At 72.8% G+C, this 19,254-nt stretch carries 19 protein-coding genes; 12 read left to right on the top strand and 7 right to left on the bottom strand.

Features of this window, described 5'->3' with window-relative positions:
• Nucleotides 1-28: 28 nt before the first annotated feature.
• The 3 genes from BN3788_RS13205 (at nt 29) to BN3788_RS13195 (ending at nt 4,526) form a co-directional block, all read left to right on the top strand.
• Nucleotides 29-1,078, top strand: coding sequence for a Gfo/Idh/MocA family protein (locus tag BN3788_RS13205; protein WP_066586750.1), 1,050 nt, complete (start codon nt 29-31; stop codon nt 1,076-1,078).
• A 113-nt stretch (nt 1,079-1,191) separates the two neighbouring features.
• On the top strand, nt 1,192-1,791 hold the full coding sequence (locus tag BN3788_RS13200) for a TetR/AcrR family transcriptional regulator (RefSeq protein WP_066586747.1): 600 nt from the start codon (nt 1,192-1,194) through the stop codon (nt 1,789-1,791).
• 221 nt (nt 1,792-2,012) lie between these two features.
• Complete coding sequence (locus tag BN3788_RS13195) at nt 2,013-4,526, top strand: beta-glucosidase family protein (RefSeq protein WP_066586744.1); 2,514 nt, start codon at nt 2,013-2,015, stop codon at nt 4,524-4,526.
• A gap of 56 nt (nt 4,527-4,582) precedes the next feature.
• Here the strand turns inward: BN3788_RS13195 and BN3788_RS13190 are convergent, their stop codons facing one another.
• The 3 genes from BN3788_RS13190 to BN3788_RS13180 all read right to left on the bottom strand — a co-directional run bounded on the left by BN3788_RS13190 (nt 4,583) and on the right by BN3788_RS13180 (nt 7,282).
• Nucleotides 4,583-5,164, bottom strand: a complete 582-nt coding sequence (locus tag BN3788_RS13190; protein WP_066586741.1) for a DUF4190 domain-containing protein — start codon at nt 5,162-5,164, stop codon at nt 4,583-4,585.
• Nucleotides 5,165-5,247: 83 nt separating this feature from the next.
• Entirely contained in the window at nt 5,248-6,399 is a 1,152-nt protein-coding gene (locus BN3788_RS18725; RefSeq protein ID WP_082812878.1) for a DUF4190 domain-containing protein, read from the bottom strand.
• 85 nt (nt 6,400-6,484) lie between these two features.
• A complete protein-coding gene (locus tag BN3788_RS13180; RefSeq protein ID WP_066586736.1) occupies nt 6,485-7,282 on the bottom strand; it encodes an exodeoxyribonuclease III in 798 nt (265 codons plus the stop codon).
• Nucleotides 7,283-7,399: 117 nt separating this feature from the next.
• Here BN3788_RS13180 and BN3788_RS13175 point away from each other — a divergent pair, with 117 nt between their 5' ends.
• The 4 genes from BN3788_RS13175 to BN3788_RS13160 all read left to right on the top strand — a co-directional run bounded on the left by BN3788_RS13175 (nt 7,400) and on the right by BN3788_RS13160 (nt 10,241).
• The gene (locus BN3788_RS13175) at nt 7,400-8,215 is read left to right on the top strand and encodes an SDR family NAD(P)-dependent oxidoreductase (RefSeq protein ID WP_066586731.1); all 816 of its coding nucleotides are present in this window, start codon (nt 7,400-7,402) and stop codon (nt 8,213-8,215) included.
• Between the two features lie 37 nt (nt 8,216-8,252).
• Nucleotides 8,253-8,816, top strand: a complete 564-nt coding sequence (pyrE, locus tag BN3788_RS13170; protein ID WP_066587270.1) for an orotate phosphoribosyltransferase — start codon at nt 8,253-8,255, stop codon at nt 8,814-8,816.
• Between the two features lie 3 nt (nt 8,817-8,819).
• Nucleotides 8,820-9,578: a type III secretion system chaperone family protein gene (locus BN3788_RS13165; RefSeq protein ID WP_066586725.1), complete on the top strand. Its 759-nt coding sequence runs from the start codon at nt 8,820-8,822 to the stop codon at nt 9,576-9,578.
• 87 nt (nt 9,579-9,665) lie between these two features.
• Nucleotides 9,666-10,241 carry a LemA family protein gene (locus BN3788_RS13160; RefSeq protein ID WP_066586722.1) on the top strand — a complete coding sequence of 192 codons (576 nt, stop codon included), beginning with the start codon at nt 9,666-9,668 and terminating at the stop codon, nt 10,239-10,241.
• Nucleotides 10,242-10,294: 53 nt separating this feature from the next.
• On the opposite strand, the gene BN3788_RS13155 is transcribed toward BN3788_RS13160, so the two are convergent.
• Nucleotides 10,295-11,071, bottom strand: a complete 777-nt coding sequence (locus BN3788_RS13155; protein ID WP_066586720.1) for an HAD-IIA family hydrolase — start codon at nt 11,069-11,071, stop codon at nt 10,295-10,297.
• A gap of 23 nt (nt 11,072-11,094) precedes the next feature.
• Complete coding sequence (locus BN3788_RS13150) at nt 11,095-11,823, bottom strand: DedA family protein (RefSeq protein WP_066587267.1); 729 nt, start codon at nt 11,821-11,823, stop codon at nt 11,095-11,097.
• A gap of 212 nt (nt 11,824-12,035) precedes the next feature.
• On the opposite strand from BN3788_RS13150, the gene BN3788_RS13145 reads away from it, so the two are divergent.
• The 3 genes from BN3788_RS13145 (at nt 12,036) to fbaA (ending at nt 15,337) form a co-directional block, all read left to right on the top strand.
• Complete coding sequence (locus BN3788_RS13145; RefSeq protein WP_066586718.1) at nt 12,036-13,481, top strand: pectate lyase family protein; 1,446 nt, start codon at nt 12,036-12,038, stop codon at nt 13,479-13,481.
• Nucleotides 13,482-13,536: 55 nt separating this feature from the next.
• Nucleotides 13,537-14,238, top strand: a complete 702-nt coding sequence (locus BN3788_RS13140) for a TrmH family RNA methyltransferase (protein ID WP_066586717.1) — start codon at nt 13,537-13,539, stop codon at nt 14,236-14,238.
• Between the two features lie 79 nt (nt 14,239-14,317).
• The gene (fbaA, locus tag BN3788_RS13135) at nt 14,318-15,337 is read left to right on the top strand and encodes a class II fructose-bisphosphate aldolase (protein ID WP_066586715.1); all 1,020 of its coding nucleotides are present in this window, start codon (nt 14,318-14,320) and stop codon (nt 15,335-15,337) included.
• Nucleotides 15,338-15,456: 119 nt separating this feature from the next.
• Here fbaA and BN3788_RS13130 read toward each other — a convergent pair whose 3' ends face one another.
• Nucleotides 15,457-15,912 (bottom strand): STAS domain-containing protein, encoded by a 456-nt coding sequence (locus BN3788_RS13130; RefSeq protein ID WP_066586708.1) that lies wholly within the window; start codon nt 15,910-15,912, stop codon nt 15,457-15,459.
• Nucleotides 15,913-16,109: 197 nt separating this feature from the next.
• Between BN3788_RS13130 and BN3788_RS13125 the strand changes: the two genes are divergently transcribed.
• Complete coding sequence (locus BN3788_RS13125) at nt 16,110-18,173, top strand: SpoIIE family protein phosphatase (RefSeq protein ID WP_082812877.1); 2,064 nt, start codon at nt 16,110-16,112, stop codon at nt 18,171-18,173.
• 45 nt (nt 18,174-18,218) lie between these two features.
• Here the strand turns inward: BN3788_RS13125 and BN3788_RS13120 are convergent, their stop codons facing one another.
• Complete coding sequence (locus BN3788_RS13120) at nt 18,219-18,587, bottom strand: STAS domain-containing protein (RefSeq protein WP_066586706.1); 369 nt, start codon at nt 18,585-18,587, stop codon at nt 18,219-18,221.
• A gap of 125 nt (nt 18,588-18,712) precedes the next feature.
• Here BN3788_RS13120 and BN3788_RS13115 point away from each other — a divergent pair, with 125 nt between their 5' ends.
• Nucleotides 18,713-19,135 carry a DUF3151 domain-containing protein gene (locus BN3788_RS13115; protein ID WP_066586704.1) on the top strand — a complete coding sequence of 141 codons (423 nt, stop codon included), beginning with the start codon at nt 18,713-18,715 and terminating at the stop codon, nt 19,133-19,135.
• Nucleotides 19,136-19,254 lie beyond the last annotated feature (119 nt).

The raw sequence follows: 19,254 nt of genomic DNA, 5'->3' as shown, positions 1-19,254 counted from the left end.
CCCGGGGCCGGTCTGCCAGAGTTCCGCCATGACGACGACGACCGTCCTGCCCGCCCCCCGGCACGCCGACCCGCATGACGCGCCGCCGCTGCGCTGGGGGATCATCGCGCCCGGGTGGATCGCGGGGCAGCTCACCTCGGCGATGCACGCGCACACCGGCCAGCGGGTCGTCGCCGTCGGCTCCCGCTCGGCCGAGCGGGGCGCCGAGTTCGCGCGGCGGCACGGCGTGGACCGCGCCCACTCGGGGTACGAGCGCCTGGTCGAGGACCCGGACGTCGACGTCGTGTACGTCGCGAGCCCGCACAGCCACCACCGCGAGCAGGCGCTGGCGGCCATCGCCGCGGGCAAGCACGTGCTGGTGGAGAAGGCGTTCACCCGCAACGCCGCCGAGGCCCGCGAGGTGGTCGACGCCGCCCGCGCCGCCGGGGTGTTGTGCATGGAGGCGATGTGGAGCCGGTACCTGCCGCAGACGGATGTGGTGCGCCAGCTCCTGGACGATGGCGCGCTCGGCGACGTGCGCCTGGTGACCGGCGACTATGGCGTGCGCACCGACCCGCCGGCCGGTCACCGCCTGCTGGACCCGGCGCTCGCGGGCGGGGTGCTGCTGGACCTGGGCGTCTACCCGCTGTCCTTCGCGTCCTTCGTCGCCGCGCATGCGGGCTGGGGCGCCCCGGTGGCCGTGCACGCCGCGGGGGTGCTCGCGTCCACGGGGGTGGACGCCCAGGCGACGGTGCTGCTCGACCACGCGGGCGGCGGCCAGGCGCAGGTCTTCACGTCGATGCTCGCGGCGACGGGCCGCACGGCCACGGTGACGGGCTCACGCGGGCGGCTCGAGCTGGGCGAGGACTTCTTCGCGCCGTCGAGCGTGACCCTGCGCGTGGGCGACGATCGGGTGGTGTGGGACGAGGACCCGCTGCGCGGGCACGACGGCCTCTGCTACCAGACGGCGGCACTCGCCCGGTACGTCGGGGAGGGACGCACGGAGTCGCCATGGCTGCCGCTTGAGGAGACGGTGCGGGTGCTCGAGACCGCCGACGAGGTCCGTCGCCAGTTGGGCGTCGTCTTCCCCGGGGAGTGAACACGTTTTCATCCGGCCTCCGTCACTCGTATGAGTGACGGAGGGGCTCAAACACGCGCGAAAGGGGGCGTACTCTCGATCTGCCAACGGCCGGGGGGCAACGAGGGGGCGCAGTGACCAGCCAGATCGAGCGTGGCTATGCCAAGGGGCGGGCGCGGCGCCAGCAGATCCTCGACGAGGCGATGGCGCTCTTCGGGGACGTCGGCTACCGGGCGGCCTCGCTCCGCGAGATCGCAGCCCGCGCGGGCATCTCGCATCCGGGCCTCCTGCACCACTTCACCAGCAAGGAGTCGCTCCTGCTGGCGGTGCTGGAGCGACGTGACGAGACCGACTCCGCGCAGTTCGACCTCACCGCCTCGAGCGGCGCCGAGGTGCTGCGGCACATGCTCGACCTCGCCGACTACAACGCCACCCGGCCCGGCATCGTCGAGCTGTCCTGCGTGCTCGCGGCCGAGGCGACGTCACCCGACCACCCGGCGCATGAGTTCTTCACCGACCGCTACGAGCGGGCCGTGCGCCTGTGCATCGACGCGTTCGAGGAGGCTCGCGACGCCGGGCAGCTCAACTCCGACGTGGACCCCGAGCACGCCGCCCGCAGCTTCATCGCCCTGATGGACGGGCTACAGGTGCAGTGGCTGCTCGACCGGGAGGGCGTCGACATGGCCGGAACGCTGCGCCAGCACCTCTCGCGGCAGCTCAAGGGCGACTTCTAGCGACCCCGCGCTCGTCCCGCCCCCGCCTCGCCCCGCCCGGCCCGCACCCCGGCCGCCGCGCCCCAGGCAGAGCGGACGAAGCAAGAAGCAGCGCGGAAGGTCGTCGGCGGCGTCAGAGGGGTATAAGAGCCCGGCCCGCACCCCGGCCGCCGCGGCAGCGCCGTGATCGGCGAGCCGTGGTAGGCATGAAGCCGGACGTTCCCTGACGAGCGAGGTCGACGATGGCCACCACCCTGGACGACGCGGACCTCGACCGGCTCCTCGCGCGCCTCACCCTGGCCCAGAAGGTCCGCCTGCTCACCGGCGCCGACTTCTGGTCCCTGCACGCGGAGCCGGCGATCGGGTTGCGCGCTCTCGTGATGTCCGATGGGCCCGCCGGGGTGCGCGGCGCCGTCTGGGATGAGCGCGACCCGTCGCTCAACCTGCCCAGCGGCACCGCGCTGGCCGCCACCTGGGACCCGGGCCTCGCCTACCGGTACGGCGCCGCTATGGCCCACGAGGCCCGCCGCAAGGGCGTCGACGTGGTGCTCGGCCCCACCATCAACCTGCACCGCAGCCCGCTCGGCGGCCGCCACTTCGAGGCGTTCTCCGAGGACCCACTGCTCACCGCAGTGATCGCGGACGCCGTGGTGCGCGGATTGCAGGACAACGGCGTCGCCGCATGCCCCAAGCACTACGTGGCCAACGACTTCGAGACCGACCGGTTCACCGCCTCGGTGGACGTCTCCGCCAAGGCGCTGCACGAGGTGTACCTGCAGCCCTTCGAGCGGGTCGCCACCGGCGCCGGCGCGTGGTCGCTGATGAGCGCCTACAACGGGGTCGACGGCGTCACCATGAGCGAGAACGACCTGCTGCGCTCCCCGTTGAAGGCCGCGTGGGGGTTCGACGGCGTGGTCGTCTCCGACTGGATGGCCGTGCGCTCGCTCGACTCGGCGCGGGCGGCGCAGGACCTGGTGATGCCGGGCCCCGACGGGCCCTGGGGTGACGCGCTGGTCGCCGCGGTGGAGGCGGAGGAGATCCCCGTCGAGGTCGTCGACGACAAGGTGCGACGGCTGCTGCTGCTCGCCGCCCGCGTGGGCGCCGTCGAGCTCCCCCACGGCCCGCACCCGACAGCCGGCCCCGCGCTGGACGTGCGGCCCGAGGTGGACCCGGACGCCGTGCTGCTGGCCCGGGAGGTGGAGGTGCGCGGCGCGGTGCTGGTCCGCAACGACGGCGTGCTGCCCCTGCGGCCGCCCGACGCGCCCGGCCCGCGCCGGATCGCCGTGTTGGGGCAGGCCGCCGTCCTGCCCCGCACTCAGGGCGGCGGCTCCGCGACGGTCGTCCCGACCCGTGTCGTCACACCTGTGGACGGGCTGCGCGCCGCGCTCCCCGACGTGGAGGTCGCGCACGCCACCGGGGCGCTCGTGCACGAGGGGGTGCTCCCGTTCGACCTCGCCACCGTGCGCGACCCCGAGACCGGCGAGCCCGGCGTGCGCACCCGGTTCCTGGCCGCCGACGGCGCCGCGGTGCTCGACGAGGTGCGGCGCAGCAGCGCGCTGATGTGGCTTGGCGACGCCCCGGAGGCCGACGTCTTCGAGGTCGTCACCGACTTCACCCCCACGGGATCGGGGCCGATCGAGGTCGGGTTCGCCGTCGTGGGCGACACGACCCTGGAAGTCGACGGGGAGCAGGTGCTGGACGCTGCCCTCGCCTCCGAGTCGACGGACCTCGCCGCGGCGCTGATGTCCCCGCCCTCGGCGACGACGCGGGTGGACGTGGAGGCCAGCCGGACGTACCGGCTGCGCTGGCGGCACCCGCTAGCCGGGCTCGCGGTCACCCCCGAAGGCCCCGTGACGACAGGCGCCCTCGGCTTCACCGCCGGATGGCGCCCAGTGGTCGACTCCCCCGCGGACCTCATCGCCGAGGCCGCCGCCCTGGCCCGCGAGGCCGATGTCGCGGTGGTGGTGGTCGGCACCAACGAGGACGTCGAGTCCGAGGGCTTCGACCGCCGCGACCTGCGACTGCCCGGCGCCCAGGACGACCTGGTGCGCGCGGTGGCGGCCGCACAGCCCCGCACCGTGGTGGTGGTGAACTCCGGGTCGCCGGTGCTCATGCCGTGGCGCGACGAGGTCGGCGCGGTGCTGCTCACCTGGTTCGGGGGGCAGGAGTACGGCAACGCCGTCGCCGAGGTGCTCGCCGGCCATCAGGAGCCCGGCGGCCGGCTGCCGACCACGTGGCCCGCGGCCGAGCAGGACGTGCCGGTGCGGGATGTGACTCCGCGGGGCGGGGTGCTGCGCTACGCCGAGGGCATCCACATCGGCTACCGGGCGTGGCTGCGCTCCAGCGCCACACCCGCCTACCCGTTCGGTCACGGGCTCGGCTACACGAGTTGGTCCTATGACGCCGTCCACATCGTGGCCGGCCATGACGTGGCCGGCCATGACGTGGCCGGCCCTGACGTGGTGGCGCGCGTGACCGTGACGAACACGGGCCTGCGCCGCGGGCGGGAGGTGGTGCAGGCCTACCTCGAGCGGGACGAGTCAGCAGTCGAGCGGCCCGTGCGGTGGCTCGCGGGCTGGGCTGTCGTCACCGCGGACCCCGGGGAGCACGTCACCGCCGAGGTGCGGGTGGCCGCGCGGGCCTTCCAGCACTGGGATGTGCCGAGCGGATCATGGGCGGCCGAGCCGGGGGCGTTCACGCTGCGGGTGGGCCGCGACGTCACCGCCGACCGGCTGGCCACCACCGTCGTGCGCTGACCTGCGCTGACTCGGCGCCAGGGCTCGGGGCGCGGCGCCATCGTTCGTGCCAGCGTTCAGGGCAGGACGACGGTGCCGTCGAGGAATGAGCCGGTCAGGCCGCCACCGTCGACGGTGGCCAGGCACAGGCCGGTGCGGTCGCCACGCTTCCAGGACTGCTCGGTGGGCGCCCACGTCACCGCCGTCACCCCGGCGGCGATCTCGTCGGGCGTCAGCGTGCACGCCGCCGAGACGCGCCGATCGGCCGCCTGCTGCCCGGGCCACACCGCCGCCTGGTCGAACCGGTACTCGGTGACGACTTGCGCCGCATGCGGCTGAGCGCAGGGCGCCACCGTCACCTCGTCCACGTCGCCGCCCGAGGGCAGCGGGTCCACGCAGTGCCCGGTGACGAGCTGGGCCGCATGCGCCTCGCGCGGGGCGTCGACGTCGAGCGGCAGGGCGCGGGGGGCCGCCGCGGGGAGCTGCACGCCGATGACGACGGCGGCGATCGCGAGCGTCCCCGCCACCCCGAGCGCGATGCCGGCGATCGCGAGCTGCGTGCCACGGCTGCCGCGTGCCCGGGTGCGGCGCAGCCCGACGACGCCGAGGACGACGGCGACAGGGCCGGTCATCAGCGCCCCCGCGACGACCGAGGCCACCGACCAGCTGTCGAGCGGAGCACGCGGCGGCTGCCAGCCCGGCGCGTAGTACGGCTCGGGCTGCAGGGGCTCCTCGGCCGCGGTCAGCTCAGCATCCCGTCATCGACGGCGAGAGTCTGGCCCACCACCGAGCCGGTCACCGTCCCGTAGGCGATGGCCACGCAGTACCCGGTCGTGTCGCCCTCCGCCCAGTACGACGGATGCGGGTAGTACACGTCCATCGAGGCGAAGGCGTCGGTTGCCGGCGCCCCGAACGCGTCGAGCTCACCCCAGCAGTCCTCCCATGCCAGATCGATGGCGGGGTCCGCGCCCATGCCCCACGGGGCGGCCGTGAGCTCGAAGGAGTCGACCACCTCCGCGATGTGCGGCTCGGCGCAGTCGACCACGAGGGCGTCGCTCATGTCGTACAGCTCCGGCCACGCGGCGAGGCACTGCCCGGCCGCGAAGGGCCCGGCCAGCTCGTACACCGGGGTGTCCGTGCTGGTGGCGTCGTCCTCCCAGGACCACGAGTCCGAGCCGAGGCTCTCCTCGTCCCAGGTGGAGTCCCACTCCACGCTGCTGCCCGGAGACTGCGAGGCGGCGTAGACCATCAGCGCGACGAAGGCCCCCAGCAGCAAGGTCATGACGCCGCCGACCACGATGCCCCCGATCGCCAGCCCGCGGCCACGGGCGCCCGAGCGGCGGATCCTCACCAGGGCGGCGATGCCGAGCCCGACGCCGACCGGTCCGGTGATCCCGCCGGCGACCACGCCGACGCCGCTGGTGACGATCGACGCGATCGCCAGCCCATCCATGGGTGGCTGCGGCGGACCCCAGGCGCCCGGAGGTGGGTAGTAGCCACCGGGGCCCTGCGGCTGGCCGGGCATCGGAGGACCGCCGTAATACGGCGGCGTCGGCGCCCCGCCATAGGGCGACGCCATCCCTTGTGGGGCAGCGGCGCCGGAGGGGGAAGCCGCGCCGTAAGGAGACGCGGCGTCGTAGGGGGACGCGGCGCCGTACGGCGAGGGGGCGCTGTAGGCGGGCGCCGCCGGGTACGGCGCCGAGGCGGCGGGCGCTCCCGCCGGGGGGCCGTAGGGCGAGGGCTGCTCGGTGGGAGCCGGGGGCCCGTAGGGCGAGGGCTGCTCGCCCGCCGCCGCCGATGGCGCAGCGGGTGCGGCGGCTGCGGACGGCGCGGGAGCCGCGAACGGGTCGGGACGGTCCTGATCAGGGGCGGACCAGGTCGGCGGCGTGCTCATGGGCAGGAACGTATCGGAGCGGGAGAGCGCGGCGGGCGCGCTTCCACAGACGCGGACGTGATGTCCCCCGGGTGGCGGTGCGGGCTCAGTCCGCCAGGTCCAGGATCACCGGGACGTGGTCGGAGGGCGCCTTGCCCTTGCGCTCGTTCCGCTCGATCGTCGCGCCCGTGACCCGTGCGGCGAGGGCCGGCGAGGCGTAGGTGAAGTCGATGCGCATGCCCTCGTTGCGGGGGAACCGGAGCTGCTGGTAGTCCCAGTACGTGAAGGTGCGCGCGGGGATGTGCTCACGGGAGACCTCGGTGTACCCGGCGTCGGCGAACGCGGTGAAGGCCGCGCGCTCGGCGGGGGTGACGTGGGTGCGCCCGGCGAACTTCTCGATGTCCCACACGTCCTCGTCGAGCGGGGCGATGTTCCAGTCGCCCACCAGGGCGATCTGCGCGTCCGGGTTGCCCGTCCCGGGGCTGATCCACGACTCGGCCTGGTCCCGCAGGTGCTTGAGCCACTCGAGCTTGTACGCGTAGTGCGGGTCGTCGATCTCGCGGCCGTTGGGGATGTACAGGCTCCACACCTTCACCCCGCCGCAGGTGGCGCCGAGCGCCCGCGCCTCGGTGACCGGCTCCACGCCGAACCCGGGCTGTCCGGGGAACGTCGTCTCGACGTCCTCCAGGCCCACGCGCGAGATGATCGCGACGCCGTTCCACTGGCTGAAGCCGAGCGTGGCGACCTCGTAGCCCGCAGCCTCGAAGACCTCGCGGGGGAACTGCTCGTCCTTGCACTTCGTCTCCTGCAACGCCAGCACGTCGGTGCCGGTGCGCTCCAGGAAGGCCAAGGCCCGGTCGGTGCGGGCACGGATCGAGTTGATGTTCCAGGTGGCGAGGCGCATGACGGCCAGGCTAGCCGCCGTCGCCCACGGGGCCGCCCCCGCGATCGCCGGATGTGACGCAGATCCGCCGTGCGAGGTTCGGGGACAACATGCCCGGCGGCTCCGTAGGGTGGCGTCATGGGAACCGCACTCATCACCGGCGCGAGCGCCGGACTCGGGCTCGAGTTCGCCTGGCAGCTGGCGACGGCCAAGCATGACGTGGTGCTCGTCGCACGCGACACCGAGCGCCTCGAACGCCTCGCCTCGCAGCTGCGCGCGGCAGCGGGCATCCACGCCGAGGTCCTCACCGCCGACCTGACCGACCGGGCCGACTTGGAGCGGGTCGCCGCGCGACTGCGCGACGAGTCCCGCCCGGTGGGCCTGCTGGTGAACAACGCCGGCATCGGGCTGCACCAGCCGTTCGTCGGCGGGGACTTCGAGCGTGAGGAGAAGGCCTTCGACCTGATGGTGCGCTCGGTCATGGTGCTGTCCCACGCGGCAGCGGAGGCGATGGTCGAGCGGGGTCGTGGGGCGATCCTCAACGTGGCGTCGGTGGCGGCGCTGCTCGCGTCGGGCACCTACTCGGCGCATAAGGCCTGGGTGCGGACGTTCACCGAGGGGCTGGCCGTGGAGCTGCGGGGCACGGGGGTGACGGCCACGGTGCTATGCCCGGGCTTCGTGCACACCGAGTTCCACGACCGCGCGGGCATCGACAAGAACGTGCTGCCCGAGATCGCGTGGCTGAACGCGGATGACGTGGTCGCGGCCGCGCTCGCCGATGTGCGGCGCGGGGTGGTCATCTCGACGCCGAGCCTGCGCTACCGGCTGGCGGCGGGGGTGGCCCGCCTGCTGCCGCGCTCGGCCATCCGGGCGTTCGGGTCCTACCGGCGGGCGACGCCGGAGCGGGAGGCCTGGACGTCCGCGGGCTCCTCGCCGTCGGGCGACGATCGGTAGCCTGTGCACCGTGAACAACGCGCCTGACGCCTCGTCGATGTCCCTCACTCCCCGCGAGCAGCTCCTCGCCCTGATCACGGAGCTCGCGGTGGTCCGGGGGAAGGTCACGCTGTCCTCGGGGCGCGAGGCCGACTACTACGTGGACCTGCGGCGCGTCACGCTGCACCACCGCGCCGCGCCGCTGATCGGCCACCTGCTGCTGGACCGGCTCGAGGAGGTCGGGCTGGGCACCGCGGAGGTCGACGCGGTGGGCGGCCTGACGCTCGGCGCCGATCCCGTGGCCACCTCGCTGCTGCACGCCGCGGCCTCGCGCGGCCAGGACCTCGACGCCTTCGTGGTCCGCAAGGAGGCGAAGGCGCACGGCATGCAGCGCCGGATCGAGGGCCCGGACATCGCCGGGCGGCGCGTCGTCGTCCTGGAGGACACGTCCACCACGGGCGGCTCGCCGATCGCCGCCGTCGAGGCCGCGCGCGAGGCCGGCGCCGAGGTGATGGGCGTCGCGGTGGTCGTGGACCGCGCGACGGGCGCCGCCGAGAAGATCGAGGCGCTGGGCGTCCCCTACCACTACCTGTTCAGCCTGGCCGACCTCGGCCTGGCCTGACCCATGCGCCGCCGCCCGGGCATCGTGGCCGCGGTGCTCGGCGTGCTCGTGGCCGGCTCGATCGCGTGGAGCGCGCTGGCCGCGGACGGCACGCTGCTGGCCCCGGTGGTCATCGGGTGGCTGGTGGTCGGGGGCGTGGCGCTGGCGTGGTGGCTCGACGAGAAGCGGCATGAGCGACTGGCCCAGTGGGCCGCGGCGCGCGGCTGGGCGTACCAGCGCCAGGACCAGTCGCTCGTGTCGACGTGGAGTGGCGAGCCGTTCGGCGAGGGCCACAGCCGGCGGGCCACCGAGGTGCTGCGCGGCGCCGTGGACGGCCACGGGGTCGTGTCCTTCACCTACCGCTGGACCGTCGGCTCGGGCAAGGAGAAGACGACGCACACCCGGCACGTGGTGGCGCTGGGCCTGCCGACTGCGCTGCCGACCCTCGAGCTCACACCTGAGTGGCTCGGCACGCGGGTGCTCAGGGCCTTCGGCGGGCAGGACATCCAGTTCGAGTCCGAGGACTTCAACCGGGCCTGGCGCGTGCGGGCGCGGAACCTGAAGTTCGCGCACGACGTGGTGCACCCGCGCCTGATGGCCCGCCTGCTGCTGCCGGACGCCCAGGGGACGAGCCTTCGGGTCGAGGGGGCGACAGTGCTCACCTGGATGTCCGGCCGCACGGACCCCGCGCGGATTGACGCCGCACTCACGCTGCTGCGGGCGGTCTCCGGCGCAGTCCCGCAGCACGTCTGGGAGGACATGGGCCGCCCGACGCCCCGCTGACCTGCACATTGACCTGTGGGAATGGTCAAGGGCCGCGTTGCGGCCGACCGCTACCATCCTGTTCCACCCCGACTCTGGAGGTCCCCCATGGAGGTCGCACTCGTCGTCCTCGCCGTGCTGGTCGTGATCGTGCTCGTCTGGGCGATCGCCCAGTACAACGGCTTCATCCGGCTGCGGAACCTGGTGCAGGAGTCGTGGCGGCAGATCGACGTCGAGCTGCACCGTCGCCATGACCTGATCCCGAACCTCGTCGAGTCCGTGAAGGGCTATGCCGCGCATGAGCGGGGCGTGTTCGACGAGGTCGCCCAGGCGCGCTCGGCGGCGTCGGCCGCAGGCGCCACGCCGGGAGCCCAGGCCGCCCAGGAGAACGTCCTGACCCAGGCCCTGGGCCGGCTGTTCGCCGTCGCGGAGGCCTACCCGGTGCTGCGCGCCAGCGAGAACTTCCAGCAGCTCCAGCTCGAGCTGACCTCCACGGAGGACCGCATCGCGGCCGGGCGCCGGTTCTACAACGCGAACGTGCGGACGCTGAACACGAAGGTCGAGTCGTTCCCGTCGAACGTCATCGCGAACATGTTCCACTTCACGCGCGCCGAGTACTTCGAGACGGACGACCCGGCGGTCCGCGCCGTCCCGCAGGTCGGCTTCGGCGACACGCAGCGGTAGGCCTCACGGCATGACGAAGGGCGCCGACCGTCGTGGTCGGCGCCCTTCGTGCGTCAGACCAGGTCGACCAGGTTCGCGATCGAGTCGACGACGTGGCTGGGCCGGAACGGGAACTTCTCCACGTCGGCGGCGCTGGTGGAGCCGGTGAGCACCAGGAACGTCTGCAGCCCGGCCTCGATGCCGGCCACGACGTCGGTGTCCATCCGGTCCCCGATCATCGCGGTGGTCTCGGAGTGCGCGTCGATCCGGTTGAGCGCGGAACGGAACATCATGGGGTTGGGTTTTCCGACGAAGTAAGGCTGCCGTCCGGTGGCGGCGGTGATCATCGCGGCGACGGCGCCTGTGGCGGGCAGGTCGCCCTCGGGGCTCGGGCCGGTGACGTCCGGGTTGGTGGCGATGAACCGGGCGCCGCCCTTGATGAGGCGGATGGCGCGGGTGATGGCCTCGAACGAGTAGGTGCGGGTCTCGCCGAGCACCACGTAGTCCGGGTCGCTCTCGGTGAGCGTGTAGCCGATCTCGTACAGCGCGGTCGTCAGGCCGGCCTCGCCGATGGCGTAGGCGCTGCCGTCGGGCACCTGGTCGGCGAGGAACTGGGCGGTGGCGAGGGCCGAGGTCCAGATGGCGCCCTCGGGCACGTCGATGCCGGTGGCGGCGAGGCGGGCGCGCAGGTCGCGCGCGGTGTAGATCGAGTTGTTCGTGAGGATGAGGAACGGGCGGTCCGCATCGCGCAGCGCCCGGACGAACTCGGCGGCGCCGGGGAGGGCAGTGCCCTCGTGGACGAGCACGCCGTCCATGTCGGTGAGCCAGCTGTGGATCTGTCGTGTGGTCATGCCGGTCTCGTCTCTGCCGCGGGTCACTCGGTGGGGCCGAACGCGTCCCGGGCCGTGGCGTCGCGCTCCTGCGGCTCGTCATACCGGGGGTCGCGCTTCTTGCTCCGGGCGCGCAGCAGCTCGACGAAGACGGGGATCACCGAGATGCCGACGATGCCGACGAGGATCAGCTCGATGTTGTCCTTGATGAACGTGACGTTCCCGAGCAGGTAGCCGAGGACCGTGACGCCGACGCCCCAGATGAACGCCCCGATGACGTTGTAGGCGACGAAGTGCCGGTAGGTCATGTTGCCGACGCCCGCGGCGACGGGGGCGTAGGTGCGCACGAAGGGCACGAAGCGGGCCACGATGATGGTCCGGCCGCCGTACTTGTCGAAGTAGGCGTAGGTCTGGTCGATGTACTGCTGCTTGAAGAAGCGGGAGTCGGGCTTGTTGAAGATCTTGGGCCCGGCCTTGCGCCCGATGAGGAAGCCGACCTGATCGCCGGCGAACGCGGCGACGAACAGCAGCAGGCAGAGCGCCCACAGCGGCACGTTCATCTGGTCCTGCGCGACGAGCATGCCCGCCGTGAACAGCAGAGAGTCACCCGGCAGCAGCGGGAACAGCAGCCCTGTCTCGATGAACACCACGATGGCCACGCCGATCAGCGCATACGTGCCGAAGGACTCGATCAGGTGTTCCGCGTTGAGGAAGTCTGGCCCGAGTGCTGGGACGGATCCGAGTGCGGGCAGGGCTGCCGCGAGGGCGCTCATGGTGGACACCCGGCCAGCCTACGTGCCGTGTGGGAACGCAGGCTGAAGACGAGGTGAAGACCTCGCGTGCGGACAACCGCCGGAAAACGGATGGATTGCGCTTTCCCGACAAAGGCGCCACCGTGTCACCCGCAGGCCGCGCCACCGACGCCGCGGGCTGCTCCGGTGGAAGTCGCCAGTCGCGCGTCGGGCACACCGAACGGAGACCTGGCATGGCACGCACCCACGCACGCATGCTCGCCACCTGCACGGCGGCGGCGCTGCTCCTCGGCACGGTGGCCCTGCCACCCGCCATAGCCGGCCCCCGCCAGCCCACAGGGTCCGGGCACGGATCGGGCGGCCACGGCGGCCCCGGCAAGGGCGCCCGCGACCTCGGCCGCGAGGTCCTCCCCGACGACGACGGCTGGGCGGCGGCCAACGGCGGCACCACCGGTGGCGCCGTGGCGGACGACGCGCACGTCTTCACCGTCCGCACCTGGGATGAGCTCCGCGCCGCGCTCGGTGGGTCTGCGGCACGCGGTGACACGACCCCGCGGGTCATCTACGTCAAGGGCACGATCGACGCGTTCGCGGGGGCCGACGGCGCCCGCCTCACCTGCGACGACTTCGCCGGGCAGATCGGAGTGGGTGGCGACCCCGCGGCGCCGTTCAGCATGGACGCCTACATCGCGGCCTACGACCCGGCGGTCTGGGGTCGGACGGACCCCTCGGGCCCGCTCGAGGACGCGCGCGTGGCCGCCGCCGCCGTGCAGGCCAAGCAGACGCAGCAGCACGTGGGCTCCCACGTGACGATCGTCGGGCTCGGCAAGGACGCGCGCATCGTGGGCGCGAACATGCGCATCCGCGACTCCGCCAACGTGATCCTGCGGAACCTGACCTTCAGCGACGCGTATGACTGCTTCCCGCAGTGGGACCCGGGCGACACCGACGAGGGCAACTGGAACTCGGCCTACGACAACGTCTCGGTGTGGACCTCGACCAACGTGTGGGTGGCCAACTCCACGTTCGACGATGGCGACCACCCGGCGTCGAGCCTGCCGACGGTCTACGGGCGCCCCTATGAGGTGCATGACGGGCTGCTGGACATCACGCACAGCTCGAACTACGTGACCGTCGCCTACAACCGGTTCACCGGCCACGACAAGACGATGCTCATCGGCTCGTCGAACAACCGCCCGGCGGACGTGGGCACCCTCAAGGTGACGATCCACCACAACCTCTGGGAGGGCATCGGGCAGCGGGCCCCGCGGGTGCGCTACGGCCAGGTGCACGTCTACGACAACCTGTACGTGGTCACGGGCGACGACCTGTACCAGTACCAGTGGGGCCCGGGCACCCAGTCCCAGCTCTACCTCGAGGACAACGTGCTGCGGCTCGGACGCGGCGTGGAGCTGTCGTCAGTGCTGACCAACTGGGGCGCCACGCAGCTCACCGAGAAGGGCACGCTCGTCAACGGCCGACCGGCCAGCGCGCTCGACGCCTTCCTCGCCGCCGGCGGCGCCCCGTTCGCCGGGCCCGCCGGGTGGGAGCCGGTCCACGCCGCCGACAAGGACCCGGTGCGCAGTGTGGAGCGGATCGTCCAGAAGGAGGCGGGCGCCGGGCGCATCGTCTCGAAGGCGCCAGCCAGCCCGAAGCCGGGACACCCCGGGCGCGGCTGACCGCCTCGCGCGATCGCACGCCCACATCCTCGCCGGGCTCGGCGAGGATGTGGGCGTGAGCGACGACAGCGTGACCGCCGGCAGCGCCGACCGGGAGGCCGACCTGGGCGTCGGCGCGGGCCCCTGGCCCGGGGGCCGCGCCGCCTGGCCGCCGCTCGACGGCCCCGACGGCCGGCAGCGGTATGACCCCGAGCTGCTCGAGCAGGGCGACCGCCGCAACGTCGTGGACAGGTACCGCTACTGGACGGTCGAGGCGATCGCCGCCGACCTCGACACCCGGCGGCACCCGTTCCATGTGGCCATCGAGAACTGGGCGCATGACATGAACATCGGCTCGGTGGTGCGCACCGCCAACGCGTTCGCCGCCGCCGAGGTGCACATCGTCGGGCGGCGCCGCTGGAACCGCCGGGGCGCGATGGTCACCGACCGGTACCAGCACCTGCGCCACCATCCCGACGTCGCCGACCTGCTCGCCTGGGCGCGGACCGCCGGCACCGGCGGCGGGCCGCTGCCGGTGATCGGCGTCGACAACCTGCCCGGCTCCGTGCCGCTCGAGGGGTACCCGCTGCCCCGCGAGTGCGTGCTCCTGTTCGGGCAGGAGAGCGCCGGGCTGTCACCGGAGGCGCAGGCCGCAGCGGTGGACGTGCTGCACATCGCCCAGTTCGGATCGACGCGGTCCATCAACGCGGGCGCCGCGGCGGCCATCGCGATGCACGCGTGGATCTCGCAGCATGTGGCCCCACGGTCCGATGGGTAGGACGTCCTGATCGCGCCATGCCCAGGACGTGGAAGACTCAGGTGGAAAACCACTCCCACTAGCACCAGGAGAATCCTCGATGCCGATCGCAACCCCTGAGGTCTACAACGAGATGATCGACCGGGCGAAGGCTGGCAAGTTCGCCTACCCCGCGGTCAACGTCACCTCCTCGCAGGGCGTCACCGCTGCCCTGCAGGGCTTCGCCGAGGCGGAGAGCGACGGCATCATCCAGGTCTCCGTCGGTGGCGCCGAGTACGCGTCCGGCTCGACGGTCAAGGACCGCATCGCCGGCTCGCTCGCCCTCGCCGCCTACGCGGCCGAGGTCGCCAAGAACTACCCGATCACCGTCGCGCTCCACACGGACCACTGCACCAAGCAGAACCTCGACTCCTGGGTGCGGCCGCTGCTGGCCCTCGAGGCCGAGCAGGTCAAGGCCGGCAAGAACCCGACGTTCCAGTCGCACATGTTCGACGGCTCCAACATCCCGCTCGACGAGAACCTCGTCATCGCGGAGGAGCTCCTCGCCCTGTCGCAGGCCGCTCGCACGATCCTCGAGATCGAGGTGGGCGTCGTCGGTGGTGAGGAGGACGGCCACACGGCCGAGATCAACGACAAGCTGTACACGACGATCGAGGACGGCCTGGCAACGGTCGCCGCGCTCGGCTCCGGCGAGAAGGGCCGCTACCTGACGGCCCTGACCTTCGGCAACGTGCACGGCGTCTACAAGCCCGGCGCCGTCAAGCTGCGCCCGGCGATCCTCAAGGAGATCCAGGACGCGGTCGGCGCCTCGCTCGGCAAGGACAGCCCGTTCGACCTGGTCTTCCACGGCGGGTCGGGCTCCACCGAGGCCGAGATCGCCGAGGCCGTGGACAACGGCGTCATCAAGATGAACATCGACACCGACACGCAGTACGCGTTCACGCGTCCGGTCGCCGGCCACATGTTCGCGAACTACGACGGCGTCCTGAAGATCGACGGCGAGGTCGGCAACAAGAAGGCGTACGACCCGCGCGCCTGGGGCAAGCTGGCCGAGGCCGGCATGGCCCAGCGTCTGGTCGAGGCCGCGCAGCAGCTCCGCTCGGCCGGTCGCAAGCTCTGAGCTTGACCGTCTGATCGACTGATCGACGAAGGCCCGGCTCCGACGCTCATCGCGTCGGGGCCGGGCCTTCAGCCGTCTCAGGGCGCGGAGCCGGCACCCGGGGAGAGGGCGGCTGCGTCTCAGGGTGCGGCGGGGTCCGTCTCACCTGGCGCCCCTTCGGGCGCCGCGTCGAAGTCGTGGGGCTCATCGACGTCGACCACGTCGAGGAGCTCGCCAATGCGGGTCACCTCGAGGAGGAACCGCACCGTGGGCGGCACCCGCAGGAGGCGCACCCGGTGCTGGCTACGGATCGACAAGCGGGCGAGGAACGCCACACCCGACGAGTCCATGAACGTCACATGATGGGCGTCGACCTCGATCGGCAGACCGGCCTGCTCGGCATCGGTCGTCGCCTCCTGGAGGTCGGGCCCCAGATCGGCGTCGATCTCGCCCGAGAGGACGATGCGCGTCCGATCCGCGCCGAGGATGACATGGACGGTTCCCGGCTCGCCCGCGGGGGCGCCCGGGGTGATTCCTGCGGCCCCCCCGCTGCTCTGGGCGGGCTCGTCCGTCGTCGGGCTGTTACCGTCGCGCACGATGCTCCTTCCCCGGGCACGGGCGATCCCCGAGGCCCCGGTTCCTGCACGGGCTGCGTTCGGTCGCAGCACCTGTTCGGCACGCTAGACGATCGGAGGTGGTCGCGGTCAACTCCCTGGCCCCCGATCATCATGGCGAGTCTCTCGCAGAACTGCGCGACAGAGCACTGCGGGTCGCTGACATCCCCTGTTTCATCATGGAACTGGGCCTTTCCGGCCCTCGCATCGTGTGGGTCAACGACGCTTTCACACGATCCACGGGTTTCTCACTCGACGGTGTGGCGGGCCGAGCGCCCGACATCCTGTATGGCGAGTGGACCGACCAGGCGGAGATCTCACGACTGCACGATCTGGTGGAGGCCGGGGAGCGGGGCACCGCGACGGTGTGCGGGCGCCGTGCCGACGGCGCCCCGATCTGGACCCGGGCGTCCGTGGCCCCGGTGCCGAGCACGGATGGCGGGCCGGCCCGGCACAGCGTGGTCGTGCTGGTCGACGTCACCGAGCTGGTGGAGCGGGACGCCGCACAGGCCGCCCTGGTGGAGCAGGAGCGCACCGAGCGCACGAGCCTGGGCCTGGTGGCGCAGATCTCCGACCTGCTGATGGACCTCGACGACCCGCACACGCTGCGGGAGATCGCACGGCTCCTGGAGCGCGGGAACGTCGTGTCGTGGGCCGGCTTCTACCTGAACGACGGCGGGTTGAGCGCCGCCGACGGCATCGCCGTCACGGCCCCGCCGTCGGGCAGTGGCCGCCGCCACGGCAACGTCCCACCCGACGACGTCCCCGCCGCGTTCCGCGACCAGCCGGACCAGGTGCAGCAGCTCCTCGACGGCGCGCTCGACGTCCCCGTGACGCTGGACCTCACGGGCTGGCACGCGACCACGAGCGCCTCCGGATGGCTCGCGGAGCACGTCCGCCCGCTCGTCGCGCAGATCGCCCCCACGCTCACCGAGGTGCTGGTGCTGCCGGTGCCGGGGCGCCGCCGGGTGATGGGCGTGCTCGCCGTGATCCCGCGCGACGCCTCCCACGGCGTCAGTGCTGAGGCGCTCGACGAGTCGGCCCGCACCGTGCTGCAGCTCACCGTGCGACGCGTGGGCCTGGCCGTGGACAACGTGCGCCTGTACGAGCGCGAGCACCGGCTCGCCGAGACGCTGCAGCGCCCGATGCTCCCCGAGCAGGCCGAGATCGTCGGGCTGGACGTGTGGACGTATTACGCGCCCAACGCCGAGCACGCGCAGGTGGGCGGCGACTGGTACGACGTGCTGCAGATCTCCCCGGAGGTCGTCGGCGTGGTCATCGGCGACGTCGTGGGCCATGACGTCGAGGCCGCCGCCGCGATGGGGCAGCTGCGGTCCGTGGTGCGCTCCTACGCGTATGAGGTGACGTCGCCGGGCCCGGTGCTCGAGCGGGTCGACCAGCTCGTGGCCGGGATGCGCATCCCGCGCTCCGCCGCCCTGGTGCTCACCACGCTGACCCGGGCCGGCGAGGGCTGGCATGTGGAGTACTCCCGGGCCGGCCACCTGCCGGCGCTGCTGGCGCGGCGCGGCGAGGTGACCTCGCTGGGGGAGGCCTCAGGTCCCCTGATCGGCTTCGGCGGGCGTCCGCGCACCACCGCCAGCGCCGACCTGGCGCCCGGCGACGTGCTGATCTTCTACACCGACGGGCTCATCGAGCGGCGCGACCGCGCGCTGCGCGACGGCGTGGACGCGCTCGTCGAGATCGCGTCGGGCATCACCGCCATCGACGCCGCCGGCATCGGCGAGGAGCTCCTGTCCCGGCTGGCGGACAGCCCCGAGGATGACGTCGCGGTGGTCGTGGTGCGGGTCCCCGACCCTGAGGACGATGCCGCGTTCTCCGGCAGCCCGCGCAGCCGCAGGTGGCTGCTGCCTAGCGAGCCGGCGTCCATCGGGCGGGCACGGCACGCGGTGCTGCGCACCTGCCAGGCGTGGTCGCTGCCCGACGGGCCGAGCGCCGAGCTGGTCGTCTCCGAACTGGTCGCCAACGCGGTGCTGCACGGGTGGGGCCACATCGCGCTGCGCCTGTACGACACCGGCGAGGGCCTGCGGATCGAGGTCGAGGACTCCAACCCGACGCCGCCGGTGGCCACCGACGGGCACCCGGGACGCATCGGCGGATACGGGATGCAGATCGTCGACCGCCTGGCCGACTGGGGGTGGCGGCCGGCGCGCGACGGGAAGCTCGTGTGGGCGAAGGTGCGTGGCGAGATGCGACCGGCCGGCCACGATCGGTCGCACGGCTGACCTGCTGCTGCGGCCGGCACGGTGTGGGCGCGGGCCCGCGCGGTGTCAGGCGGGGGCGACCGTGCCGCTAGCGGGCCGGCGGAAGCCCGACGAGTGGCGGTCGTGGTTGCACTCGTCGTCGACCCGGAACAGGGCGAGCGCGCCGCACACCCCGATGACGAACAGGGCCCGGGCGTCCGCGCCCCGCAACACCGTGGCGCCACCGCGCCTGCGGCCCGAGTCGGCCAGCGAGATGAGGAACGCGGCGCCCGTCGAGTCCATGAACGTCACACCGCACATGTCGATGACGAGGAGCTGACGGCGCAGCCCGACGATGCGGGCGGCGATCTCGGGGAACTGGTCACGCTCCGCGAGGTCCAGGTCGCCTTCGATGACAACGGTGGTCGTCGTCGGCGACGTCGAGATCTCGATCATTGTCGTCCTCGGGGGAGAGGCGGAGGGGGCACGCGCGCTTCGACTGTAGCCATGGACGCTGGGACCCGCACCCCGTTGGGCTCGCGCCTGGCTCCGGGTCGTGGCATCGCTGCCAGACTGGCCCCATGAACCGGAACCTGCTCGGCCCTGAGCCCACCCTCCTGCCCGCCGATGGCGCCGACGCCGAGGCGCGTCTCCTGCTCTCCGGTGGGTCGGACGCGCGTGACGCCGCCCGGGCCGTGCCCGCGTCGTCGTTCGCCTGGGCGCTGCTCGCCGAGCAGGCGCTCTCCGAGACCGGCGACCCCGTCGCGGCGTACGCCTACGCGCGCACCGGCTACCACCGCGGGCTCGACGCGCTGCGGCGCGCGGGGTGGCGCGGCGTCGGCGAGATCCCCGCCGACCACGTGCCGAACCAGGGCTTCCTCCGGGCGCTGCTCGCGTTGACCGAGGCGGCGGACGCCATCGGCGAGGAGGACGAGGCCGAGCGGTGCACGCAGTTCCTGGCGGACTCCGGCACGTCGGTGGTCGAGGTCGCGGCGCTGCGCTGATCTGGCGCGTGGCGAGGTGTGTATCGCCCAACTGGCCGCGCAGGTCAATGACCAGCGCTTTACCTGTCCGGTATCCTCTCGGAGGTACTGGGTCACTGTCGCCCGTGCCCCGATCCCTT

This window comes from Cellulomonas timonensis (assembly GCF_900046455.1).
Classification (GTDB): domain Bacteria; phylum Actinomycetota; class Actinomycetes; order Actinomycetales; family Cellulomonadaceae; genus Cellulomonas_A; species Cellulomonas_A timonensis.
Note: the sequence above shows the minus strand (reverse complement) of the source record. Positions and strands in the feature narration are given on the sequence as shown.